The following is a 24,361-nucleotide window of genomic DNA, read 5'->3' on the forward strand; positions in this document are numbered from 1 at the left end:
TCTATCGCTCACTGGCGACCCTTACTGCTTGACTTCAACCATAGAAGGGTCGTGTGGTGTCCTTCGTGAGTTGCTTTAGCCGGTCCCCACTGACCATCCCACGATGGCTCCTCGCGTTGACGAAGCAACGCTCAAAGCGGGGAAACCACACCACTCAATGGGACATGACCGTCGCGAAAGCCCAAATACGGGTTCAGAGTGGTCATCGAAATTCTCCTCGGTGAGTGTGCGCTGACTGCTGGATTCAGCCATTATGTCCCGGTTCCCCCGGTTTTTCAGCGCGTGGCCGAGCGCTCATTGCGCTGCGCACGCGGTGAATGAAACCCGAGTCTGAGGGTCGACAGGCACCAGCGGAGTGGCCAGAATAGGGGCAACGTTTTGCTCGTCGTTGACGTGCCTGTGTCGAACCGGCGGCGGCAACGGCGTGGTCCCGAAGACGAGAAGTCCGATGAGCACAGGAAAAGCCGACCGCGCCGCGCGCAATCTGTCTGCGAGTCACCCGCCGTACCCCGCATCTTCCGGCTACGCCCCCGTGTCGGATCGCTCCTTCGTAGCAACCTGGCTGTTCTCCTGGTTGCTCGGATTTCTCGCCGTGGACCGGTTCTATCTGGGCAAAGCAGAGACCGGAACACTCAAACTGATCACTCTGGGAGGCTTCGGCCTCTGGTGGCTCATCGATCTGATTCTCGTGCTGACCGGTTCACAGCGTGACAGGCAGGGCCTGCCCCTGTCCGGTTTCGACGCGAACAAAAAAAACGGCCTGGCTGGTCACGGTGGTGGGGGTCCTCGTGTCGGCCGCCGTGTCGGGCCTCAGCGCGATCTTTGACGTGCTGGTGGGAGGCTGACCGGCTCACCTCACCCATCACACCGAAACGCCCCCGGCCTCGGTACAGGAGGTCGGGGGCGTTTCGGTGCTGCGGCTGCGTTACGAGGGCTGTCCGGTGGGAAGGACGGCGATGTGCTGCAGATTCACGTGTGCGGGGAGGCTCACCGTGAAGGTGATGATTTCGGCGATGTCTTCAGCGTTGAGCAGTGTGATGCTGTCGTCAGCACCGGCAATCCAATCCGACACGCCGGCGTCGGTCACGTGACCGGCCAGTTCGGTCTTCACAAGCCCCGGTGCGATCGATCCCACGCGCACGCCCTGTGCACCGAGCTCCACACGCAGTGTGGTGGTCAGGTGCGTGACGAACGCCTTCGTGGCGGAGTACACCGAGAAGTTGGGAAAGATGTTCTGCCCGGCGATGGAGCTCGTGTTGATGAGGTCCGAGGGGCCGCCCTTCGCGGCACTGACAACGAGCTGGTCGACGAACGCACCGATGGTGGTGACGAGCGCCGTGACGTTGAGGTCGATCTGGTGCTTCCACTGATCGACGGCGTGCTCCTGCATGGGGGCGGGGAGCATGATGCCGGCGTTGTTGAACAGGATGCTCGTGGTGCCGAGCTCCTTCTCAACGGTGGCGGCGGCGCGGCTGATGGCGTCGGCATCCGTCACGTCCGCGACGATCACGAGCGCGGTTCCGCCGGCGGCGGTGATCTCAGCGGCGAGCGCTTCAAGCTTGTCAGCGCGACGCGCGATCAGTGCAACCGATGCGCCGCGGGAAGCGAGCTGACGTGCAGTTGCCTCACCGATTCCGCTCGACGCGCCGGTGATGACCGCGACGCGGCCGTTGAGGTTTGCGGACAAAGTCATGGTGTTCCTTTCGTGCGGACGTGAATGCCCACACCTAGGGGAACCATCGGAGCGCCCGGATATGCCCGCACAACCGCGCCCCCGTCTTCCTAGGACAAGTTGTCCCCGGCTGATGTGCAGCCGGCCTGGGCGATACTGGAGTCATGGACACCGCTGGCACCCTCACTGATTTTCTGCGCTCTGCCCGGGCTCGGCTTGCGCCCGGCGACGTGGGACTGCCCCTGAACCGGGCCGTGCGGCGGGTGCCGGGATTGCGCAGGGACGAAGTTGCCGGAATAGCCGGGGTGAGCGTGGATTATTACGCCCGCATGGAACAGGGCCGCGTGACCCAGGCATCCGACGCGGTGATCAATTCCCTGTCCGTGGCCCTGCGCATGAACGAGACCGAGCGCACCTACCTGTTCACGCTGTTGTCAGCGTCGACGGGTGGGCGGCTCGACGTGCGGGGACGCACGAGCACGGTGCGCGCGCCGCTGCAGGGCATCATGGATTCCCTCACCGGCTCCCCCGCCTTCGTGCTGGGACCGGGGATGCAGGTTCTGGCCATGAATTCCCTCGCGGTGGCGCTGATGGCCGACTTTGGCGCTCGCACGGGTCACCGGCGGAGCCTGGCGCACTGGACCTTTCTCGACCCGTCTGCACGGTCGTACTACCAGGACTGGGACCTGATCGCAGCGGATGTGGCCGCGATCCTTCGACGGGACACGTTGAGGCACCCGCACGACCCCGCCATGACAATGCTGATCAAGGAGCTGATGGAGCAGAGCCCCGAATTTGAAGCGATGTGGGCCGAGCATCGGGTCTACGAGTGCACCTTCGGCATCAAACGGCTGGTGCACCCCGTGGTCGGGCGCATCGATGTGGACTTCGAGAACTTTGCCGTTGCCGGAGAACCGGATCAGGAATTGTTTGTGTACAGCGCCCCGGTCGGCTCGCCGTCCGCCGATGCGCTGAGCATTCTGGCCGCCTGGAACGTGCAGCAGACACGGCCGGCGCGGAGCCCAGAAACCACCGTTGCCGGGTGACCGGGCACCAGCAGCGCTAGGGTCAGGGTATTCGGCTCGACCGCGTTGATCAGACGCGTTATCAGAGGAGACCCATGCGCTATCAGGCAACGATCATTGTGGTGGCGGCCGTGACCAAGCCGGAGGCGCTGAGCGCGATTTCTCAGGTTGTGGGCCGGCCCGTGCAGGGTAGCGCGGCGCATCCGTTCGTCGCGTTGCCCGACGGGGGTCGCGTCACGGTGGAGGTACCGAAGTTCGGCGAAGCGCCCCCGTTGGCCATCGACGTCACCGATCCGCGGAGTGACAGCGACGCCCGGGCTGCTGCTGAGACGCTGCTGGTCTCCCTCGGCGACGCCACCGGGTGGGCCATTCATCATCTGCAGGCCTCGGCCGAGTAGCCGATACAGTGATCTTCATGGAACGATCATCATGAAACTCACCGACGTTGGCGCCCCGGATCGCAGCTTTTCGCGGTGGCTGAGCGACGACGAGATCGGCCAGGTGATCGCGCATAAGCGCGGCTGGCGGCTGGCTCCAGACGGGCGGGTCATTGCCGGCAAGATTTTGCACCGCACCATTGCCTCATCGCTGGCCGCGTTGGGCAGCGCGGCGGTCGCGAACCGTTGGGCGTCTCGCCCGGCCGAGCCGCGCAGCGACGGCAGCGGCCCCACCCACATGATGTGGGGCATCGTCGACGCCCGTTCCGACGCGGAAATCGCCGAACAGATCTAATCACCCGGTGCGCTACGCACCGGCAGGCAGGAACACACCGGCTGGCACGGAGGCATTCGTTGTAGCGTGAAAGCATGACCAACCTGACGCCCCGTTACATCGAACCCGGCCAGCCCTTCGATCGCGACACCAACTACATCGAAGATTGCATCACCCGTGACGCGCGGGACGGCTGACCCGTCGAGACCGGTCGATATCGCCTTGTGGCCGCGCGGGCATGCCCCTGGACGAACCGCACCGCAATCGTGCGGCGGTTGCTGGGTCTTGAAGGGGTCATCTCGCTGGGACTGCCCGGACCCACCCACGATAAGAACAGCTGGACCTTCGACCTCGATGCGGGCGGAGTCGACCCGGTGCTCGGAATCGACCGGATTCAACGCGCCTATTTCGCCCGGTTTCCCGACTACCCCCGTGGCATCACCGTGCCCGTGATTGTGGACGTGCCATCGGGCAAGGTCGTTACGAACAACTACCCGCAGATCACCCTCGATTTCGAGAGTGAGTGGGTCGAGCACCACCGGGTCGGAGCCCCTGACCTCTACCCCGAAGCCCTTCGGTCGGAGATCGACGAGGTCGCCAACCTGATCTTTCACGACGTGAACAACGGTGTGTACAAGTGCGGATTCGCCGGCAGCCAGAAAAGCTACGAACGGGCCTACAACGCACTGTTCGCCCGACTGGACTGGCTTGAGGAACGGCTCAGGGGGCAGCGGTTTCTGGTTGGTGACACCATCACCGAAGCCGACGTGCGACTGTTCACCACACTGGCTCGTTTCGATGCCGTGTACCACGGGCACTTCAAGTGCAACCGCAACAAGCTCAGCGAAATGCCGGTGCTCTGGGCATACGCGCGTGACCTGTTTCAGACGCCCGGGTTCGGTGACACCATGGACTTTGAGCGGATCAAGGCGCACTATTACGTGACGCACAGCGAGATCAACCCCAGCGGAACGTGGTCCCGGTTCCCTCGGGACCCGAGGGGCCCGATCCCGACGAGCTCGCTCGGGCGTTCCAGGAAACTGGTTCGCGCGTCTTCTATGCGCAGCCCACCTATGCGAACCCCACGGGCGCACAGTGGTCAGAGTCCACCACGACGCACATCCTCGACGTCGTTCGGGCGCATGGCGCCTTCTTGGTCGAGGACGATTGGGCCCATGACTTCGGCATCGATACCGATCCGCATCCTGTCGCCGCGCGCGATGACGCCGGCCATGTCGTCTATGTGCGATCCCTCACCAAAAGCGTCTCGCCATCCCTCCGCGTGGCGGCAATTATTGCCCGCGGTCCCGCCAAGGAACGCATCCTCGCCGACCGCAGCGCCGAATCGATGTACGTCAGCGGGCTCCTTCAAGCCGCGGTACTCGACGTCGTCACCCAGCCCGGGTGGCAGACCCACCTCCGCAACCTGCGCCCGCAACTGCGGGCCTGACGAGATCTGTTACTGACGAGTCTGCGCGAGCATGCACCCGACGCCCACGTAACCACCGTTCCGGCTGGTGGTCTCAATCTGTGGGCTCGCCTGCCCGACGGGACCAACCTCGAGCGGCTGGTCGCAGACTGCGAAGCAGCCGGGGTCCTAATCGCTGCTGGCTCGAGTTGGTTCCCGGCCGAGGCCACCGGCCCCTTCATCAGGCTCAATTACTCCGGGCCGAACCCGGGGGCATTTCCCGACGGAGCCCGCATCATCGGCCAAGCACTTTTGTCCAACCGCTGACGGCGCCCGTGCCCGCGGTCCGCGAGCGTTATCAGCGCGAGCGCACCGTGCATAGTTAGCGCCACCGCGGGACTGATATCTCAGCCGTCCCGTAGGGGGTTCCCGTGTGACACAACTTCGGCGGACTCGGTCGCGGGGTGGTTTGGCCCCAGATCTGTCGCGTTCGACGTCCGTCAACTGACACTCGTTGGTCGGAGTAACTCGAAGGACAAGGGCACGATTGCCATGGCTTATTGCCCGGGGTCGGGCGCGTCCTGTAGCTTTCGGAGATGACGACTGACCGCACAAAACCGACTCGGAAGCGCCGCCTGCCCTCTTGGGCCGTTGCGATGATGGGCGCTTACTTGGCGGCAGTCGGCGGGCTCGTTGCGTCGGTGTGCGTGATGCGCGCCTTTGACGTGGGAGCGGGGACGGGCGCAGCCGAATCGATTGTTCTACTCATCGTTGTGTTGACGCTGCCGCTATCAACTCCGTATTACGTTGCCGGTTCACTGGGTTCATCGCAAGGATCGGGGCCAGAAGAATTGGCCGTCGGAGCACTGTCGCTGAGCGCGGCGTTGTACTACCTGGGATTCTTCCTTTTGGCCGCTGTCAATGCCGCCATCTTTCGATGGATAGTAATTAGCACTCGCCGCCGGCGAGCGGAGGCTCGGTCTGATTCCTGATGGTCAACGGGCGCGTTGGGGGAACGGAGCCAGCGCGAAGCAGCGGCCTGGCGAGGACCAGCCCGCAAACCAGGCCGACGAGGGGAGAATGGGCCGTGATACCCGACTTGGAGAATGTCGCATGGGCCGGTCTTGCTCATGAGCGCGATGCAGGACACTGACCTGCTGGAGTTCTTCCCACCACCGAAGAGCGGCGGGGAAGCCCGGGCGTTGATTGTCCGGAACAGACCGCTAGATTAGGGCTGCGATGGAGTCCAGGTATCCCGTGACCGGGCCGTACTAGGCACCGCGTTGTGCACGGGTACGTATGCCTGCTGCCGCCCGCGCGATTGGAGTTCCGACCAGCCACGTGACCGGGGTGGCTGCATGGTTACGCCTCGTCGGACCTGGATGAGGCACGTTCAATCGTCACTGGGTTGCGGCGGATCGGCCGGGCAAGGATCAGAACGCTTATGAGGGCAGCAGCGGCAATGGGTACCGCCAGAAGGTAACTTAGCTCCGGAATTAGAGTGGCGCCAGCAAAAAGCGAGAGCCCCCCAACGAGAGCCGCCGGAACAGCGACCAGGATGCAAGCCCAAAGCGGCACGCGCATTAGCCGTGCCCAAACCGCGGCGATGAACAGGCCGAGTGAGCCGACGAGGATCAACAGGTTTCCGGTCCGGGCTTCTGCGAGTGCCTCGCCGGTTGCTGCGAAGTACACGGTCATGTAAGCACCACGACCCAAGAGCCCTGTGCATGAAACGACGAGGGCCGACCACAGGACGAGGATCCCTGCCCAGGCCAGAACCGCGCCCACGCCGAGAGCCGACTCCGCCTCTTTACCGCTCTGCGTCATCATTATTTGAACTTGAATTTGGCGACGTCGGAGCTGCCGTCATCGAGCGTAAGTGTGAATGTTCGGCAGGTGCCTGCCCATGTGGACGCGGTCTTCCAGACGTACGTGTACGTTCCGCTCGCCGCATCGTATGACAGTGAGCTGTTGCCTGCGGTTGTGGTCGTTTCTACGTTGCTTATGGCTGCGCCTGTTGCGCATTCGGTCGCTGTTGAAGACGGCGAACCTGCGCTCAGAATGTCCATCCCAAAGTCCCCGCCCGGCGCGAACTTCAATGGCACAGCCCTGCCTGCCTTCATCTGGTTGAAGGCCGGTGCGGCATCCACGGGTGAGCGGAAACCGCTGAATTCATATTTCGGGACCTCAACAAGCTGATCCGCCGAAACGAATGCTTCCCCGCCTTCGTCATCTCGAATTGCGAGCGTCACCAAGTATGTTCCGGCGGTGGTGTAAGTGTGGCTGAGTTGACGTCCGGTAGTCGTGCTGCCATCGCCGAACTCCCAGAGATATTCGACGATGCTGCCGTCGGCGTCGGCGCTCGCGCCTGCATCGAGCGTGATCGAACGCCCTGCGGAGGCCAGAGACATGCTTGCCGTGGGATCCAGGTTGGCAGGTGGCGCCTGCCAGACGTCCAAACGAGTCTCCTCGCCCTGCGGCGCGACCTGCGCACCGAAGAGTGTCGCGGTCCATTGCCCCACCTCGGCGTTCGCAATGTGGTAGCTCTCGAAAGTAGGACCGACTTCGTGGCTCACATCGGTGGCGCTGGTTTCTCGCCCGATGACACGGCCTGATGGGGATGTCAGAGACAGCACCACATCGCTACCGGGCCACTGGGTGGATGCGTCAAGGTCGCCCCCTGAGGGCTGGAAGGAGTAGTCGATGGTTTCACCAGGATGCACATTGAAGAGCGTCCCTGGAGAAGGTGCTCGCAGTGCCGCGGTGACGTCGCGAGCGATCAATTCGTGGCCGAATTCGTTCGGGTGGTACGACTCGACTTGATCGAACAATTTGATCCCGTTGAGGAAGAGGTCGGCGCTGGGACCGCACAACTCGTGGCCAGCAGGAGTGTCGTAGATGCCGACGTATTGGAGGCCGAGAGACCGCGCTGAATTGCTGATGGCACTGTTGAACTGTCTGATCTCACGGTTGATCCACCGCTGATCTGTCATGCGCATTCCGGCGCAATAGTCGTCGTGGGCGGCGTTGTGCTGGCCGCCTTCGACGTAGAAGCGTGGGTATCCGAGTATCAGCACGCGAGCAAATGGAGCGCGGCGCCTGACTTCCTTGTAGATGGTTCCCAGCTTGTCCTTGTCGATCATGACTTCAAGTCTGTCATCGACGCTGTCGCCATACTCCGGTTCACACGCGGCATCAACGAACGGGTTCAGAGCGTCGCCGAGCTGCGCCGTTACGCAGCCTTTGAGCACATCCGCGAACCCCATGTCGTTGCCGCCGATGCCCAGGGTGACCAGTTTTGTGCTGCTACCGAGGCGATCGAGTTGCGCAATACCGTCGGTGTAAGGCGGGCGGTTGGGGTCGTAGCCGACTGAGAGATCGTCGATCACTGCGTTGCTGCAGGCTCCGAAGTCCAAATTCAGGTTGACCACGCCAGCGTCGACGAGTCGTTTCGGGTATGCGTAGGCCGAACGTGGCAGCGGTTGCCGGGAATGTCGGTGTTGGGAAGGTACGCGCCCGCGCCTTCTCCGGATTGAAACGAGTCTCCGAGCGCGACGTATTGGGTCAGCGGTGCGCTGCCGCCGCGGACCCGAAATACGTGTCTTCCGGTGACGGAGCTATCGGTGCTGGTGTTAGCCAGCCCAGTGGGGCTCGTGTCGACGAAAGCCCCATTGACCGAGGAGCCGAAGAGCTCGTAGGAGGTGCCGTCACGGCCGCTGCCGTTCGAGCAACCTGCCACTGCTGAGGTTCCGCCGAGCCCTCCCGTCCCGCCGCTGGCGCTGCCTGTTTCCCATTGGACCTTGTCGTAGTTGAAGATGATATCGAAGGCGCCAGGGGAGGAAGCGTCTTCCCGGTTGACCAGGAGCAGTTGGAAACTGTTGAGCTTGTCGGTACTTGCACTGTAATAGCCGACGTCGACCCAGTTCACACAGAAGGCACGCTGGCCTTCATAGGTTGTGGTTCCCCAGCCATAGCGCACGGTTTCGGAACCGACACCGCGAGTGTCGACATCCGCGAAAAACGGAGCGATGATCTTGGCGCGCGTATCAGCTAGACCGAAAAGGAGTGAAGGTGTTCAACGGCCCGTCGAATGTCACGTTGCCGTTGTTGTTCACCCACAAGCTCTCAAACGACGTGCCGTAGAAGTCCACGCCGAACGGCAGCTGCACCTGGCTGGAATAAGAATCATCGTTCGCTCTCAACTCGTTCTGCATGCAATCGGCCGAGTCGATGACCGCACCACCTATCGCCTGAGCTGGCTCCACTGCTAGGAAGCCACCAGCTAGCACAGCGAGCACCGCCATCGCTGCCGTGTTTCGAACCCATTTCAGCTGCACGGTTCCCCCTCGTTCAGACGTGATTCAGACGTGATTCGGAAGCTAGCGAGATTCACATTGGTGCAGCAATACCCCGTTTGGGTGCCTGATCCGAGTCGCCGCGTTCCTCACAGAACGGGGATCCCCGAAGGTCGGGCGCGTCACCTCGGACAACGCATGTATGCAGCCGACAAGGTCTGTCGCAGCTTCCCCGCAGCATGGCGGGGAAGCTTTGTCATACGGGAGCGCTCAGAATCGGATGAGGGCTGGGTTCGACAGACGGGACTACTCAGGAGGGGTGCTTGATGGATCCAGCGATTGTGCCTTTTGTGGTGCAAGAAGGGCATGGTGTTCCGTGGTCGCTGAAGTCAGCCAAGGCAACACGCTCTGACCGGCCCGGAAAGGGTTCCCCTTTCGGGAACGGACTCAGAGCCAGCGATCGTGTGCCCAGGTGTGCCGGTGGACGTCCGGCTTACGGGCGGTCGCATGAGCGACACGCAAATTTCTCCGAGCGTATGCTCGGCTGCATGGGTTCGATACCCCCGATCAGCAAGACGCGAAGCACCGTCATCATCCTGGCGGCCGCGGTCCTCGCTGTCGCTGGCCGGGCGCAAGTTTTGCTTCGGATCGCTGAGGGGGAGGGCGAGCCGGGTGACATATTCGTGTTGGTACTCGGTGCCATTCAGTTCATCTGCGGGCTAGCGGCGTTCATCTATTACGGTCGTCGCCGCTATCTGCAAAAATTTGCGCTCGACAAGTCTCAGGATGACTCGCCTGAAAGCTAGCGCGCGATCCGCCATAAGCAACCCGTGAGGGTCCGGCTTACGGCACCCTTCGTCAAGCTACATTCGGAGTCATATGGAGGACTTTTGTGCGACAGGCGACGGCCGACGACCTGGAGTTTCTTGAAGCGATCGAGAATGAAGCAGATGCGCTGTTCGCGACCGTGTTCTCGATAGTCGACTGGCGGCCTGCTCCTTCTTATACGACGCCCTCACTGCAGAGTGGCTTCATCCTCGTAGCCAGCGAAATTCCGGGATCGGACCCGATCGGGTTTGCCCATGTCCTCGAAGTCCCTGGCAGCAGTCATCTCGAGCAGCTGTCGGTCATGCCGTCGGCGGCACACCGCGGGCATGGGCGCGCGCTCGTCGAGGCAGTCAAGAGCGAATCACGACTGCGCGGATGCAAACGGGTTACCTTGCGAACGTTCACGGACGTTCCACGAAATGCGCCCTTCCACTTGAACTGTGGTTTCATCGAGCGTGATCCCGATTCTGATTTTCTTCGTGATCTGTCAGCGGCAGAGCAACAGCGAGGACTTGGGTACGGCCGGCGTATTCAAATGAACTTCGACCTGACTGATGAGCTGCCCCGATAACCGTTCCCCACTAGGAGCCTCTGGCGGGGGTGCTCCCAGGTCACCGCGAGCGGAACACGATTCGCGGAAATCAAGCTCTCGACATCCCCATCCTCCGGCGTCGGTTTCACCGGGCTTCGCACCGCCCGCACCACAGCAATCGGCGCAGGGCTTTATTTGATTTGGCCGTCGTGCGCTCGGCCACTGCACCACCACCGTCTAGAAGTCAGTCACTTTCTTGGCAGGCCACGCGCACCTTGCGGGAATACGATCTCTTTATCGGGCTTCCCGTCACGTCGGCAGCCCGCGACGCACCGCCTCACAGCAGCGTCGAAGCATAGCTGCACCACAGATTGACGCCGCTGCGATGCGGCGGCTAATCGTTATATTGTGACCCCGACGACACCGTTTCTCATCCAGCTAAAGCACACAGGGAGCATCAATGAGCACTGACGACCAGACCAACACATGCAGTTTCCACATGAGCGGTGCGCTGCCAGCAGGTGGCGACCACCTCGGTGGCACCTTCGGTCAGTCGCCGACCCTGGACAGTTGGTACCCGCAGCGTCTCCGGGTTGAGCTTCTCCACCGGAACGGCGTAGACGCCGACCCGCTCGGCGCGGACTTCGACTACGCGGCGGCTTTCGCCACGATCGACCTCACGACGCTCAAGTCGGACATTAAGCGACTGCTCACCACATCGGTGGACTGGTGGCCGGCGGACTACGGCAACTACGGTCCACAGATGATCCGAATGGCCTGGCATGCCGCCGGCACGTACCGAATTGCCGACGGCCGTGGCGGAGCGGGCACCGCGATGCAGCGGTTCGCACCAATCGGAAGCTGGTGGGACAACGGCAACACCGACAAATCACGACGACTCCTACAGCCGATCAAGCACCAGTACGGCAACGCTCTGTCGTGGGCCGACCTGATGGTCTTGACCGGCAACTGCTCCCTCGAGTTGATGGGCCTGCCGACGTACGGCTTCGGTGGTGGACGACTCGATGCGTGGGAACCGGACGACGGCACCTGGTGGGGCCCGGAGGTCTGGAACCCGCACGCGGTCGCGAGCCCTGACGAGATGGTGAGCCGCGACGAACGCTGGCATGGTCAGAACGGCGACGCCGACTACGACTTGCAGAGCCCCCTGGCCGCGTCGCACCAGGCGCTCATCTACGTCAACCCTGAGGGGCCCTATTCGAACGGCGACCCGCTGGGCTCAGCACGCGACATTCGCATCACGTTCACGCGGATGGCGATGAACGACGAGGAAACGGTGGCATTGATCGCCGGTGGCCACGCGTTCGGTAAGAGCCACGGCCAGGTACCCGCATCCGACATCGGACCATCACCCGAGAAAGCCCCGATCGAGTCGATGGGGCTCGGTTGGCACAACCCGGTGGGTACCGGTAGTGCCGAGCACACTTCGACCAACGGCATCGAGGGCAGCTGGACTCCGAACCCGACACAGTGGGACAACGCCTACCTCGAGAACCTGTTCGCGTACGACTACGAGCAGACGAAAAGCCCGGCCGGCGCGCTGCAGTGGACACCGACTGACTCGGAGGCGCCGAAGACTCCGGACGCCCACGTACCCGGTCAGATGTACCCGCTCATGATGATGACCTCGGACATCGCACTCAAGGTCGACCCGGAGTATCGGGCCATATGCGAGCGTTTCCTGGCCGACTTCGATCTGTTCACCCTCGCGTTCTCGAAGGCCTGGTACAAGCTCACGCACCGCGACATGGGGCCGAAGCACCGGTACCTCGGCCCGGAGGTCACCATCGCCGACGACCTGCTCTGGCAGGACCCGCTCCCGGACGCAGCAGGATCCTCACTCGACGAGGGCGACGTGGCAGCGCTCAAGGAAGCCGTCCTCGCGACCGGGCTGTCCGTGTCCGACCTCGTCTACACGGCGTTCTCCGCCGCCTCGACCTACCGCGACAGCGACAAGCGCGGAGGGGCGAACGGTGCCCGCCTGGCCTTGTCGCCGCAGAAAGACTGGGCGGTCAACCGACGCACCGTCCCAGTCATCGACGCGCTGCGGAACGTGCAGGCGGCTTTCACGGCGACGTCGGGCGGACGGAAGGTGTCTCTCGCCGACCTCATCGTCCTCGCCGGCAGCGCCGCCGTGGAGCAGGCGGCACGGGCGGCAGGATCTGACGCCAGCGTGCCGTTTACGCCAGGCCGTGTCGACACGACGCAGGAGTTGACCGACATCGAGATGTTCGAGTGGCTGCGACCCATTGCGGACGGGTTCCGCAACTTCGTGTCCGAGCGCTTCGAAGAGTTTGCTCCGGGCGTCGCGCCCGAGGCGGCATTCCTCGACAAGGCGAACCTGTTCACTCTCACCGCGCCGGAGTGGACCGTCCTGCACGCCGGGCTCCGCGTGCTCGGCAGTAACTGGGACGGGTCCGACGTGGGTGTGCTCACGGATCACGTCGGAGCCCTGACGACCGACTTCCTCGTGAATCTGACCGACACCGACCTCATCTGGACGAAGGACGACGAGACCGCGATGACCTTCACTGGTCGGGTTCAGGCGACCGGCGAGGCTCGCTGGAGGGCCTCCCGGAATGACCTGGTATTCGGCTCGAACGCGCAACTGCGGTCGATCGCCGACGCCTACGCGGGCAGCGACGGGCAAGAGCGGTTCGTCCGCGCATTCATCCGCGTCTGGTCGAAGGTCATGATGCTCGACCGCTACGACGTCAATGGCCACAAGCGTTACGGGGCGATGGCCGCCTGACCCCCGGAGGTCGCGTCCCGGCGAGCTGACGGCGTGGAGGCACGGCGCGGTCACGCGCTGAGCCTCCAAGCCGTCGAGGCCTTGACCGAACGACGCTTGAGGCCGCGAGCCGAACGTTGCACGGATTGATCAGGCTGGGGACGGCCAAGGATCCTCCGCGGGCAGCACGTGGTCGACCACACTCGCACCTCGACGGCCTGCGAGGGTGGACTGGCCGCTATGCCCTGGAAGCCGTTGCCCCCACTCGTAGAGACGCCGGCCGGATTTGCTTTGGCCTCGGGTCGCGAGAGGGTGCCGCTGATGTTCTCTGTGGCGGCTCGTAAGGCCTGAACCTTCCGGGGTCTTGTCCCGATGAGGAATGCGCGTGACCGGTAGAGGTTCCGCAACGGACGGAGCACGAGCGATCGCCACCGGTCCTGCAATAGCTCGTACAGGCAATCCAGATAAGTGACCTTTGGCGCTCTATGGCGGCATACTATGACACCTAGGTAGCGCATCGACCACCATCGGCGGGAAATCACCGACGACACACCAAAGTCCAAAAAGAGCGTGGTCCTCTGGCGCACGCTTCTTCACCTAGTCTTTTCGAACACCGCCCCGGGAGTACAGGATTTTAAACGCGAGCCCTATGGCAAGACCATATGTAACAAAGATGACCCCGTTGATCCACATGCCCAAAGCACTCGCAAACAGGACAATTCCCAGGACCATCGTGAGTACGGCTGCGACCCACCAAAAAACTTTATCTGCCACGATGCCCCTAATCGAATGATCTAATGCAAGCGAAACGCCCGTTACACCAGCAATAATACGTGCGTCCTTTGTCGCGATGAGAGCACCAGCAACACTCCCCGCACGTGCGACATCGGCTCCGCCGAAAATGACGCGAAGGTTCTCCAATTCGCTATTTCTTAGAGAAGAGCCTCTCACCGTCAGGGCGCAGCTTCCCCTCGGTGAAACATGGCGGTACACCGTCTGCTGGGTGATGCCGAGCTTGTTGCAGAGGTCGCCTAATTTCGTCTCTTTAGCCTTCAGTTAGAGACCCGGGGGTCGGTCGCCGGTGTGTCCAATAGCGTGGGGTAACCCCCGGCCCTGACGGGAGTGCCGCACGAATGTGAGGCGGCCACCACCGTGGAAAAACCGATCCAGACTTTCCGAAGGAGTACAGGCGGCGACATCGCTCGGCCTCAGTGATTTTTCAGCGGTCCGGTCAAGGTTCGGCGGATTCAACCGGTCGTCGCAACGATTGGTTTTTCTGGGTCTGAGAGTAGTCGTTGCATGGCTTGAGTGGGTGTGCTGCCGTCGAGTGTTTTGCGCGGTCGATCGTTGAGTTCGGTGGCCACTTCCAGGAGCCGCTCGGGTGAATGGACGGAGAGGTCGGTGCCCTTGGGGAAATACTGGCGCAGCAGCCCGTTGGTGTTTTCGTTGGAGCCTGGGCGGAACGGACCGTCGCACGTTTGATTTCGTCACGGAAAAAAATGCGATCGGGACCTTTGGGCTCGGCAGCACGATCCTCTCCGGGTCGGTGCCATTCGACCTGGTCAGCAACCGCAGCCGGGCAGCGCGAAGACGCCACTTCTTCGCCGAACTCCTGCCCGAGGGTGCTGCTCTCGACAACCTCCGCTGAAATCAGAGTCTCCACCGACGACACCCTTGCGCTGTTGGCGCGGTTCGGTCGAGGCCGGCAACTGGGTCCGGCTGGGGCCCGACGTCCAAGACCGCGGTCCGCACCTCGTGGGCCGCGAGGTTATGGGGGAGTCGCGCGAGGGCTTGGCGGTTGGCCAACGAGTATCCTGGAGCGGCATTTACTTCGAGACCCCAGCCGATGCTGGCCTGAAGTCGTCGGATGTCGACGTACCGACGGATGTCGGCCCGGCGCCCGCATGACCCATCGCGCCTCAAGGCACGTCGTCGACAACGTGGGTCATCCATATTCACGGTCTCGGAAGCACGCGCGCCGGAACCCTGTATGGCGTGCAGGTTGCCTCGGAGGCCGGTTTGACGTCGCTCGTCGTGACGTATCGGAACGATGGTGAAGGTCCAATGATGGGCACCGGGAGATCTGAGTTCGGTGCTACAGAGGTCGATGACGTGCGCGCGGCCGTGGATTTCGCCCGCGAGAACGGCGCGCACACCGTCATCCTCTTCGGGTGGTCGATGGGTGCGGCTATTGCCCTCCAGCTCGCCGCTGATCCACTGCTCCGCGGCATCGTCGTCGGGCTTGTGCTCGAATCTCCCGTTCTCGACTGGGTCGCCACGATCAAGGCGAACTGCATGCGGTCGGGCCTGCCCGCCTGGACGGGCGCCTTCGCGCAGCCGTGGCTCGGCTGGTTGCTGCTGTCGCGCGTGAGCCGCCTCGCTCACCCCGTGGCTTTGCGTATCTTCGACTGGATCGCGCGCGCCGACGAGTTGGCGGTGTCGACGGTCATCCTTCATGGCGCCCTTGACGCATCGTCGCCGTTCGCGCTGTCGACGCGCTTCCGGTCGCAACGCCCCAACATGGTCGGCCTCGAGTCATTCCACGCAGATCACACGATGACCTGGAACTCGGATCGCTGGCGTGGAGTCGTCACCTCGCGGATAAGCAACTTTCAGGTGACCGTATAGCGGGGAAATATCCGCCACGTGGAAGAAGGTAAGCGTGCGGAGTCGGTGGGAGTCAATTTACCGCTCGTTCGAGAACACCGGCCTTCACCGAGGGTAGACGGCGGGTCTGCTAGATTCAGAATAATTCAGTAGCAGTGGGGAGCCGAGCGTGACATCATCTGATCTTTTGGCCGGGCTTGTTCCCGTCTTCGCCGCTTACGGGGCGGTGTTTGTTCTCGCCGGCGTACTGCCCTTCGTTCTCGCCTTCCTTCTCGATGGCGCCGTGCAAATCTTGCGCGGCAACGGGTTTAAGGCGCTCATCGCCGCCCTTGTGCTGAGCGTTGTCATCGCTGCGGTGGGGTATTTCGTGCTGGTTTACGCATCCGCTCAGCCAACGGTGACAGCAGGCACTGCGACGAGCCTGAAGACGGTGGCCATGTATTTTCTTTTCTTCTCGGTGCCCCTCGCGCTGATTGCGTTCATCGCACGAACGGTCAAGCTGGTACGTGCTGGGTCGCAGGGGGTGTCGGGCCCGGCAAGGTCAGTAGGCCGCTGAAAGCTTAGATCTGAGCCACGACTCTGGAAGTGTCTGACCCTCTGATATTCTGCGAGGGTTTTACCGCATTGCGGCCGGCCGTTGTTCACCGCCAGGCGCCCCCGAGTGCTTAGCTTGCACTTCCCCAAAGGAGCCTCTTCCCGTGCTACCCGCGCACCTCAAATTGCAGATCGACAAGGTCCGGGATGCATTTTGGGCAGCATCTTCAACCTGGTCGAAAACTAATGCGGGGGAGGCATAGTCGCACCATGCGCAGGGCTGGATACCGGTCCGCTGAATGTCACATCTGATCGACGTGAGCTCGTAGCGTCTTCGGCCGGTCTGACCACCCAGCCTCAGTACCGCAGCGTATACAAAACGCGGTCCCACGCCTCTTGCAGATCGAGGCGCACCTCCGTTGTGACGGTGAAGGTGGGCGCGGTGTCGATGCGGGTGATGAGTGCCGGCGATGGGTACAAGTACTTGCTGCGCACGATCGCCGCTGGTGACGGCAAGCGCCTGCTGTCGACCCCGCTCACGCGCTACTACACCGAGGAAGGCGCGCCGCCGGGTCGGTGGATGGGCGGTGGCCTTCGCGGCCTCGGCGAGGGACTCATTATTGAAGACGATGTCGTCACCGAGGCGCAGCTGCAACTGATCATTGGATTGGGCCGGGACCCGGTGACCGGCGAACCCCTCGGTCGTGTATATCCGGTGTATCGCACCGCTGCCGACTGCGCCTTGGACGGGCCACGCGACGACGGTGGCGGACTTAGCGAGCGGGCCGCGGCATCCGCTTTCGAACAGCCGGGCTCAGAAGGCCGCCGCGCCGTGGCCGGTTATGACTTTACGTTTTGATTCCGAAGTCGGCGAGCATCCTCTGGGGTGTCGGCGACGCGGCCACGCAGGAGCGCATCGTGCAGGCCCACCATGCGGCGGTGGCCGAAGTGCTGGCTTACATGGAGCGCGAGGTCGCGGCGACGCGCACCGGCACCACCGGGCAGGGTGGCGCGGTGGCGCAGGTCGACGTGACCGGATTGATCGCGACGGCGTTCGACCATTTCGACAGCCGGGCCGGCGACCCGCACCTGCACACGCACGTCGTGATCAGCAACAAGGTGCAGACCGTGCTCGACGGCAAGTGGCGCTCGCTCGACGGCCGGCCGATGCACGAGGCCGTGGTGGCGCTGTCCGAACTGCACGAGACCCTGTTTGCTGACGAGCTCACGCGATCGCTCGGCGTGCAGTAGCAGAGGCGCGAGCGGGGGCGCGATCGCCAACCCGCGTGGGCGATAAGCACTGGTCCCGAAGCGCTCGTCGCGGAATTCTCAACGCGATCCCGGCACATCGATGTCGAGACCGACCGGCTGATCGAGGCCTACGTGACCAGCCACGGGCATCGTCCGAAGCCCGTGACGATCACGAAACTGCGCGCTCAGGCCACGCTCGCCACGCGACCCGCGAAACAGATGCACTCGCTGGCGAACCTCACGGCGGCATGGCGAGAAGGCGCTGCACACGTGCTCGGACACGACATTTCGACGTTGACGGTCGCCGCGTCGTCACCTGTGTTGCTGCGCGCAGAGGACTTGCCGCGCGACGCCTTAGATACACTCGGGGTGAGCGTGATGACGGCCGTCAGCGAGAAGCGGACCACCTGGCGGCACTGGAACCTCACGGCCGAGGCCGCGCGCCAAACGATGCCGTACCGTTTCACGTCGGCATCCGATCGAGAAGCCGTCGTCGGCCTCATAGTGGATGCCGCCGAGCGCGCGTCCCTGCGCCTCACACCTCCAGAGCTCGCACGCCAGGCGACTGATTGAGCTCGCGAGGCGTCCATGCGCTCTGGGCTCCCACGGACCGACCTCTGATGCGTTGCTTCCGCGTTCACAGCGCCCGCCCGGCCGTGAACAGATACGCAATCATGGGTAGGCTCGATGAGGCGCGGTTGCAGAACTTGTTGACGTGCCGCTCGGCGGGCAATGTCCCGTCGCGCTCGGCTTGAACGTGAAGGAAACACCGTGTCTGATCACGCAAGAATCAAGGGGCACACCGTGGCCCGCACCGTGCACATCGAAGCCTCGCGCGCAGACGTCTGGAAGGCGCTGACCGATCCCGAGGTGATGGTCAAGTGGTTTGGCGACGGTGTGGAGTTCGCCGCGCTCGAGCCCGGTGCAACTGGCAGCATCAACTGGGATGACTACGGCAGCTTTCCGATCGAAATCACCGAGGTCGTGCCTGACGGCTCGTTCGGCTTCCGTTGGTCGGGGATCCCCGCCGAACAGCTTGACGAGTACTCGACGCACGTGCGCTTCACCATCGCCGATGCTGGTTCCGGGACGGATGTCACGGTGATCGAATCGGGCTTCGACACACTCCCCGGCACCACCCGCTACCGTCGTGAACGTCTTGAGCAGAACCGAGAGGGCTGGGACGTCGAACTCGACGAGCTCGCGATCCTGTTCGAGGGTGTCACGGAGTAGTTCACGATTACGGGGGAGGCGCTCGACGAGTTGGCCACGTTGCTCGGCCGGTAGAGGACTATTTGGCGGAGCGCAGAAGATGTGAGTGAAAGCGCCCAAAATCTGCCAGGGATTCCGCCGCCCGTGAGTTCTAGGGATAGCCCGCCATTTTTATCCTTGATCAGAAGATTTGTTGCGCCCATATTGGACGGCCCCCAAACCTCAAATACTCAGCCGGTCGCAGACTAGGGCTACCTTGCCGGTGTCGTGACAAGCCACTATCGGGCGATTCAACCCGACCAGACATTAACCATAAACCCATAAACTGACCAGAATCAGGCCGTATTTCTCCGGCGCGACGCGTACGTTCAGTGCCATGACATCCGCGGAATTCCGCGGAATGCTGCCTGATTTCGGTTGTGCCAGATGACCACGGCGACTTTCATTTGTTCTTGGTTCCCGTCCCGCCGAGTGGATGCTCCTATCGATGACAAGCGACTTTTTGTTCCGGATTGATTTGTTGAGTTTTGTCGTCGAGCCATGCGCTGAAGGCGACTTCCAGATTGGTGTCAGCACGTTGTCCTATCTCGAGTCGGCGTAGGCGTTGGTAGGGGACGTCGAGTTGTTTGGCCGCCTCAGTGAGGACGATGCCGCGGGTTTGACGGCGTTGTCGCAGCCGCGGTCCGATAGGTAGCGCGATAGTGGGATTCTGGGTGAGCAATGCGAATATTGCGTTGGCAACGCGGCGTTTGAGGCAGCGGACGATGTCGCGGTCGGAGAGGCCTTCGGCGGTCCGCCGGGCGATGTAGGCCATAGTCCGCCGGGCGATGTAGGCCATAGTCCGCTGTTCCTTGTGGCGTTTGTGAAGCAGCACGATGCGGTGCAAGGCCGCGTTGGTCTGCCGGTCACCACCGCGAGAAAGACGGAAGCGCTGCCGTGTTCCGGAGGATGCTGGTATCGGTGCGACGCCGCAGAGGGCTGCGAATTGAACCTTGGTAGTAATGCGATTTGGATTGTCATCGGCGGTGGCGAGCAGGTGCGCGGCAACGTATGGGCCGACTCCGCTTACGGCCAGGAGAGCTGGGTTCTGACGGCTGGCAAGCAAGCGGAGTTGGTGATCGATATGAGCAATGTCTGCCGTCAGCGCCTGGTGGCGTTGCGCGAGCCGTTTCGTGGATGCTCGAGCTATCAGCTCCAGAGTGGTCCTCGGCGCCGGACGTGTGCGCGCGAGAGCGACCGCTAGTTTGTCGCCGTGTAAGCGACGAAAATCCTGTCGGACTGCCTCGGGCGTGCTGACCCACAGTGCGTGGATCTGATTGATACTCGCGGTGCGTGCCTTGCTGGCTGAGGAGCGTGCCGCGAGCTGGCCGCCATGAACAATCCCATCGAGGTCATCGATGAGGCGGTGATGATCCCAGCACTCGCTGCGGCCTAAACTAAAACTTCTGACCCGCGTGGTGACGAGGAATTACACCACTCAGCGGGACGTGACCGGCAATGGTCGACGGGCAGGAACATTCGCCGTCCTCCGCCGGGTCATTTGGCCGTGGTCGACCGAGAACAAAAACGAGGAGGAAGACACATGGGACGTTTGAACGGACAGGTCGCGATCGTCACCGGAGGCGCGCGGGGGATTGGCCTAGGCATCGCGTCGCGATTCGCCCGGGAGGGAGCATCGGTTGTGCTTGCCCAGCGCTCGGCGGAGGAGGGGGCCGACGCGGTTGCCTCGATTACCGCGGAGGGCGGGCGCGTTATCACCATCACGACCGACATCACCCTCGAGTCCAGCGTGCAGGGGCTCATCGAGCAGACCGTTGCGACTTTTGGCCGACTTGACGTGCTAGTCAACAACGCGGGTACCGGCGTCGTCGAGCAGGTGTGGGACCTCAATTACACGGACTACGAGCGAGTGATGAACGTCAACGTCGGTGGGACGCTGCTCTGCACGAAGTTCGCCTCGCGCGTCATGAAGGAGGCAGGCCGGGGGAGCATCATCAACATTTCGTCCATCCAGGGGGTGTTGCCGCTCGCGCAATCCGCGGTGTACGCCGCGACCAAGGGCGCGGTCGACCTCATCACGAAGCAGAACGCGCTTGACCTCGGGCCGTTCGGCATCCGGGTGAATGCGATCGCGCCGGGTTACATTGACAACCCGATGATGCACGAGTACTGTGACCTCGTTTCACAGACGCCGGGCTCCGCTCTGGCGGCGGCGAAGAAGGCGATCCCGCTTGGCCGGTTGGGCAGCCCGGATGATATTGCCGGGGCTGCCGTCTTCTTCGCATCGGATGATGCGGCGTGGGTCACCGGAACGACCCTGTTGGTCGATGGCGGGTCGCTCTGCCATGGGCCGCTGGCCTGAGCCGCGAAGGAACAGGCGGCGAAGCGCAGCGATAGTTGCGGAGTCCGCGACGGCGCAGTTCCTTTCGCATTGCTGGTGTCAGCCTGGACTTGACGCGGCTTTGGCAGCCATCGACGAGGCCTCCTTGGCTGGCACGTTACCGCTGGACTGGATCACGGCGCTTGCTGCTTCAGCGGGCGCGAAGGTTCTACTAGTCGGTGACTACGCCTAGCCTCTGTGGCCCTGCGGGAGATATCGACGCGACGGCCAGTTAAATTGCCTAAACGTGATGCAAAATGCAGCGTGCCGTCCACCTACATCGTGAAGACTTGACGCAAGCAGGTTTATGCACCACTTATCGCTTCGAGATTGACCGCTTCAGCCCGAGATGGAACGAGGTGTCGAGATAGAAGTGATGACAATTCACGCAAATATAACTTGATCAGCTCTCGATAACTCGAGACGCGTCGAGGTTTGGTGCGTAGGACGGGTAGCTGAAGAAGGTCGCGGCGCAAACTGTCGGTCCCGGGTTCAAGTCCCGGTCGCCCTACGATTAATTTGATCTGATCGGGGTTTCTTGTCTGTACCGAAAGGGCAAGTCTTGATGCACCCATTGTTTATTCAAAAATATCCGCCTTTTTCAATTGCTTTCAGAGAAGGTGCACGACCCGGTTCGAGTCATCTGGGGTGACCTCGATCACCTTCGGGTTGTGGACACTGAAAAACTCTTCGGCTGGGTCTTGAGCCCGTTTTGACGACAAGCGAGCTCGCCGAATATCTCGGGGTGCAGGCGCAGGCCATCTACGACATGCGCACCGACGGTCGTGGCCCCTCAGGTATTCGAGTCGGCCGGGAGATTCGCTATCGGGTCTCCGATGTGCGGCAACGGCTGGACGGGCTGCACGAGCCTGAACTGGCTATGAGCCGTCGTGGAGGCGATCGCTGGAGGCGGGGCGACCAGGTCTGCCGATCAGCACCTTCGGCTCGATCACAACCGTCAAGCTCGGCCCAGGACGGTTTAGGGCGACGACCGTCTTCCCCGACTGGGACGGACAATCGGCATGTCGGCGCAACATGTGAAAGCCGCAACGCGGCACAGGCAGCGCTCAAAGCCGACCTGGCTGCACGCTTGCGATCTGGTGGCGTCGGCGACTCCGTCGATGCCAGCTCGCCCTTTCCGCTGCTCGCGGCAGCCTGGCTGGAGGACGTGATGCTCGACGTCGTCCGTTCCCAAGGCACGAAAGACACCTACCAACGCGAACTGCGCGCGCTTGTCTTAACCTTCTTCGAGAACTTCACCATTCGCGAAGTGACCGTTGGGCGCATCGAGCTTTTCCTGAGGCAGCAGCGAGCAAAGTCCTATTCGCGAGCAAAGCACTCCCGCACGATTCTCCGAATGATCCTGGTATTCGCAGTGCGGCGGGGCATCATCCCGCGCAATCCCATGAAGGAGACGTCGCGGATGAAGAAACCCCCGCACACCCCGAAGCCTCTCTCCCCGGAGCAGATCGCTGCGATACGCCTCGCATCCAGCGAATGGCGCACGGAGAAGGGCGGGACGGGCCCGCGATCAGACTGGCAGGTGCGGGACCTCATCGAGGTGATGCTCGCCACCGCCACTCGCATCGGAGATGTGCTCGCAATCCGGCAGTGCGACGTCGACCTGGACGCCGACCCGCCGCGGGGAAACATCAGCGGGACGCTCGTCGTGCACAACAAAGCCGGCGTTCACCGGCAGGAGCATCCCAAGACCCACGAGTCGAACCAAGTTATTGGCATGCCGCCTTTCGCTGTCGAGGTTATTCGCCAGCGCTTGGCACTGCTCGATCCGGAGGAGACGGAGCACCTGATGTTCTACTCAAGGGTGGGCACTCCACTCGCGCCATACAACGTCAGGCGCACGTTCCGGGGGATCGTCCGGAATGCTGGCCTCGAGGGCCTGAACATCTCTACACACTCCTTCCACCGCACGGGCGCGACGCTGCTCGCCAACGAACTCGGCATGCGGGCTGCCGCCGACTTGCTCGGACACACCTCCACCTCCTCGACGAAGGCTCACTACGCGGAACCGGACCGGACGGTGAAGTCGGAGCCGGCGGAGGTGATGCAGCGGTTGGCGCCGCCGGAATGAATTTGGCATATCCGGCGAGGGTGAATGAACCACCATGCAACCTACGCATCGGACCGCAAGTAGTTCGTGCAAAAGCTCGGGGAGGCACCGGGGAAGTAAACGTCGTATTGATGCCTTCGCAGGCAGGCGAAAATCGTGACCACGCGGGCGTGTCCGCTAGGCGCCCAAACCGGAAGGTGTTCGGTCGCCTGCCAGCGGAGGAACCCTGTTGCTCCGGCGGGTAACGGTCAGAAGTAGAGTTCTGGACGTCGATCCGTCATGACGTTATTGCGCGGTCCGATCTGCGTACGCCTGGCGCCAATCGTGACGCTCGATTCCAAGACGCCATTTTCGTCTTTCAACCCTCGACGCCAACCATCGGGTCCGACGATCGCCGTGCCCTGAGTCCACTCGTTGCCGCGCTCCACGCCGCTGCGGTCGCAGCAAATTATGGCTACGCTCGAGGCTCGTGCGGCGGCCATTGCTTGTACAACTTCGGGTGGATGTTCTCCGTTAGGGCGCGGCACTAAAGGCCAGTTGGTGGGTACAGCAATGATTTCTGCACCACGTAAGGCGAGGTTTCGGGGCATTTCGGGAAACTCAAGATCGTAACAAATGAGTATGCCCAGTTTTCCCAGCGGGGTATCCACGACCGGGGCAGGATCAGTTCCAGCAAGAAATAGATCGACCTCCGAATCCCAGAGATGGGTCTTTCGATAGACGGCCAGGGGGCCGGCCTCCGTAAGAACGGCGACACTGTTATAGAGGGCTGTGCCGTCCGTTTCTACGAATCCGACAACTATGACCGCGTCGGGCGACAGCATCCTGGCCCAGCGATTGAACAGGGCCGCGTCGGCTGAAATGGCACACGCTCTGGCTTCATCCGCTGTGAGGTAGTAACCGCTGGTGGCTAGCTCGGGCAAGACCAATAATTGAACTCCCGAGTGCTGCGCATCAAGGATGGCAGCCTCAATGATTGCCACGTTCGCAAGAAAGTCCCCAGCTATTGGCGCGAGTTCATGGCACCGCACCCGAGTGGTGCGGTCAGCTGCGACGTGCGTATTAGGAGCGTCCATGACGGGC

20 protein-coding genes and 6 pseudogenes are annotated in these 24,361 nt (G+C 62.5%); 16 read left to right on the top strand and 10 right to left on the bottom strand.

Translation table 11 applies throughout. The features are described 5' to 3' along the window. The first annotated feature begins 448 nt into the window (after positions 1–448). Positions 449–826 carry a TM2 domain-containing protein gene (locus E3T47_RS03460; RefSeq protein ID WP_198416577.1) on the top strand — a complete coding sequence of 126 codons (378 nt, stop codon included), beginning with the start codon at positions 449–451 and terminating at the stop codon, positions 824–826. Positions 827–925: 99 nt separating this feature from the next. Here E3T47_RS03460 and E3T47_RS03465 read toward each other — a convergent pair whose 3' ends face one another. Next, positions 926–1,693: an SDR family oxidoreductase gene (locus E3T47_RS03465; RefSeq protein ID WP_104195822.1), complete on the bottom strand. Its 768-nt coding sequence runs from the start codon at positions 1,691–1,693 to the stop codon at positions 926–928. Between the two features lie 143 nt (positions 1,694–1,836). Between E3T47_RS03465 and E3T47_RS03470 the strand changes: the two genes are divergently transcribed. From E3T47_RS03470 to E3T47_RS16250, 5 genes and pseudogenes are all read left to right on the top strand, one after another. Next, positions 1,837–2,718 (top strand): helix-turn-helix transcriptional regulator, encoded by an 882-nt coding sequence (locus E3T47_RS03470; protein ID WP_134554352.1) that lies wholly within the window; start codon positions 1,837–1,839, stop codon positions 2,716–2,718. 74 nt (positions 2,719–2,792) lie between these two features. Further along, positions 2,793–3,095, top strand: coding sequence for a hypothetical protein (locus E3T47_RS03475; RefSeq protein WP_134554354.1), 303 nt, complete (start codon positions 2,793–2,795; stop codon positions 3,093–3,095). A 31-nt stretch (positions 3,096–3,126) separates the two neighbouring features. Then, positions 3,127–3,429 (top strand): hypothetical protein, encoded by a 303-nt coding sequence (locus E3T47_RS03480; RefSeq protein WP_134554356.1) that lies wholly within the window; start codon positions 3,127–3,129, stop codon positions 3,427–3,429. Positions 3,430–3,503: 74 nt separating this feature from the next. Next, positions 3,504–4,379 (top strand): annotated as a pseudogene (locus E3T47_RS16245) (glutathione S-transferase C-terminal domain-containing protein); the annotation flags it as partial. Then, positions 4,337–5,143, top strand: a pseudogene (locus E3T47_RS16250) (aminotransferase-like domain-containing protein); the annotation flags it as partial. The pseudogenes E3T47_RS16245 and E3T47_RS16250, both read left to right, overlap by 43 nt. Before the next feature lie 1,035 nt (positions 5,144–6,178). Here the strand turns inward: E3T47_RS16250 and E3T47_RS03495 are convergent. Genes E3T47_RS03495 through E3T47_RS03510 form a run of 4 tightly spaced genes read right to left on the bottom strand, consistent with a single transcriptional unit; the run spans position 6,179 to position 9,120 of the window. After that, on the bottom strand, positions 6,179–6,646 hold the full coding sequence (locus E3T47_RS03495; protein ID WP_134554358.1) for a hypothetical protein: 468 nt from the start codon (positions 6,644–6,646) through the stop codon (positions 6,179–6,181). After that, on the bottom strand, positions 6,646–8,247 hold the full coding sequence (locus tag E3T47_RS03500) for a PxKF domain-containing protein (RefSeq protein ID WP_134554359.1): 1,602 nt from the start codon (positions 8,245–8,247) through the stop codon (positions 6,646–6,648). The genes E3T47_RS03495 and E3T47_RS03500 overlap by 1 nt, the downstream gene beginning before the upstream one ends. Then, on the bottom strand, positions 8,235–8,849 hold the full coding sequence (locus E3T47_RS03505) for a nidogen-like domain-containing protein (protein ID WP_338419377.1): 615 nt from the start codon (positions 8,847–8,849) through the stop codon (positions 8,235–8,237). Before E3T47_RS03505 ends, E3T47_RS03500 begins: the two co-directional genes overlap by 13 nt. A 13-nt stretch (positions 8,850–8,862) precedes the next feature. Next, on the bottom strand, positions 8,863–9,120 hold the full coding sequence (locus E3T47_RS03510; RefSeq protein WP_134554363.1) for a hypothetical protein: 258 nt from the start codon (positions 9,118–9,120) through the stop codon (positions 8,863–8,865). 539 nt (positions 9,121–9,659) lie between these two features. Here E3T47_RS03510 and E3T47_RS03515 point away from each other — a divergent pair. The 3 genes from E3T47_RS03515 to katG all read left to right on the top strand — a co-directional run bounded on the left by E3T47_RS03515 (position 9,660) and on the right by katG (position 13,244). Continuing rightward, positions 9,660–9,917 carry a hypothetical protein gene (locus E3T47_RS03515; protein ID WP_134554365.1) on the top strand — a complete coding sequence of 86 codons (258 nt, stop codon included), beginning with the start codon at positions 9,660–9,662 and terminating at the stop codon, positions 9,915–9,917. Between the two features lie 86 nt (positions 9,918–10,003). Further along, a complete protein-coding gene (locus tag E3T47_RS03520) occupies positions 10,004–10,510 on the top strand; it encodes a GNAT family N-acetyltransferase (protein WP_134554367.1) in 507 nt (168 codons plus the stop codon). A gap of 421 nt (positions 10,511–10,931) precedes the next feature. Beyond that, positions 10,932–13,244, top strand: a complete 2,313-nt coding sequence (gene katG, locus E3T47_RS03525) for a catalase/peroxidase HPI (protein ID WP_134554369.1) — start codon at positions 10,932–10,934, stop codon at positions 13,242–13,244. Positions 13,245–13,820: 576 nt separating this feature from the next. Here katG and E3T47_RS03530 read toward each other — a convergent pair. Beyond that, a complete protein-coding gene (locus E3T47_RS03530) occupies positions 13,821–14,144 on the bottom strand; it encodes a hypothetical protein (protein ID WP_134554371.1) in 324 nt (107 codons plus the stop codon). 326 nt (positions 14,145–14,470) lie between these two features. After that, positions 14,471–14,698, bottom strand: a pseudogene (locus tag E3T47_RS03540) (transposase); the annotation flags it as partial. Positions 14,699–15,176: 478 nt separating this feature from the next. On the opposite strand from E3T47_RS03540, the gene E3T47_RS03545 reads away from it, so the two are divergent. The 4 genes and pseudogenes from E3T47_RS03545 (at position 15,177) to E3T47_RS03560 (ending at position 18,848) form a co-directional block, all read left to right on the top strand. Next, complete coding sequence (locus E3T47_RS03545) at positions 15,177–15,851, top strand: alpha/beta hydrolase family protein (RefSeq protein ID WP_277871807.1); 675 nt, start codon at positions 15,177–15,179, stop codon at positions 15,849–15,851. Between the two features lie 148 nt (positions 15,852–15,999). Beyond that, positions 16,000–16,386 (top strand): hypothetical protein, encoded by a 387-nt coding sequence (locus E3T47_RS03550; RefSeq protein ID WP_134554382.1) that lies wholly within the window; start codon positions 16,000–16,002, stop codon positions 16,384–16,386. 426 nt (positions 16,387–16,812) lie between these two features. Then, positions 16,813–18,170 (top strand): annotated as a pseudogene (gene mobF / locus E3T47_RS03555) (MobF family relaxase); the annotation flags it as partial. A 216-nt stretch (positions 18,171–18,386) separates the two neighbouring features. Beyond that, positions 18,387–18,848 carry an SRPBCC domain-containing protein gene (locus tag E3T47_RS03560; RefSeq protein WP_166805600.1) on the top strand — a complete coding sequence of 154 codons (462 nt, stop codon included), beginning with the start codon at positions 18,387–18,389 and terminating at the stop codon, positions 18,846–18,848. Between the two features lie 460 nt (positions 18,849–19,308). Here the strand turns inward: E3T47_RS03560 and E3T47_RS16255 are convergent, their stop codons facing one another. Then, positions 19,309–19,665 carry a RodZ family helix-turn-helix domain-containing protein gene (locus E3T47_RS16255; protein WP_241981906.1) on the bottom strand — a complete coding sequence of 119 codons (357 nt, stop codon included), beginning with the start codon at positions 19,663–19,665 and terminating at the stop codon, positions 19,309–19,311. Positions 19,666–19,716: 51 nt separating this feature from the next. After that, positions 19,717–19,932 (bottom strand): annotated as a pseudogene (locus E3T47_RS16735) (transposase); the annotation flags it as partial. Between the two features lie 477 nt (positions 19,933–20,409). Between E3T47_RS16735 and E3T47_RS03570 the strand changes: the two are divergent. The 3 genes and pseudogenes from E3T47_RS03570 to E3T47_RS03575 all read left to right on the top strand — a co-directional run bounded on the left by E3T47_RS03570 (position 20,410) and on the right by E3T47_RS03575 (position 23,299). Continuing rightward, positions 20,410–21,189, top strand: a complete 780-nt coding sequence (locus E3T47_RS03570; RefSeq protein ID WP_134554387.1) for an SDR family NAD(P)-dependent oxidoreductase — start codon at positions 20,410–20,412, stop codon at positions 21,187–21,189. Next, a pseudogene (locus E3T47_RS16670) lies at positions 21,173–21,397 on the top strand (AAA family ATPase); the annotation flags it as partial. The gene E3T47_RS03570 and the pseudogene E3T47_RS16670, both read left to right, overlap by 17 nt. Positions 21,398–21,919: 522 nt before the next feature. Further along, positions 21,920–23,299, top strand: a complete 1,380-nt coding sequence (locus E3T47_RS03575) for a tyrosine-type recombinase/integrase (protein WP_134554389.1) — start codon at positions 21,920–21,922, stop codon at positions 23,297–23,299. Between the two features lie 227 nt (positions 23,300–23,526). Here the strand turns inward: E3T47_RS03575 and E3T47_RS03580 are convergent, their stop codons facing one another. Next, positions 23,527–24,354 carry a nitrilase-related carbon-nitrogen hydrolase gene (locus E3T47_RS03580; protein WP_134554391.1) on the bottom strand — a complete coding sequence of 276 codons (828 nt, stop codon included), beginning with the start codon at positions 24,352–24,354 and terminating at the stop codon, positions 23,527–23,529. Positions 24,355–24,361 lie beyond the last annotated feature (7 nt).

The sequence above is a fragment of the Cryobacterium ruanii genome (assembly GCF_004404055.1).
GTDB lineage: Bacteria > Actinomycetota > Actinomycetes > Actinomycetales > Microbacteriaceae > Cryobacterium > Cryobacterium ruanii.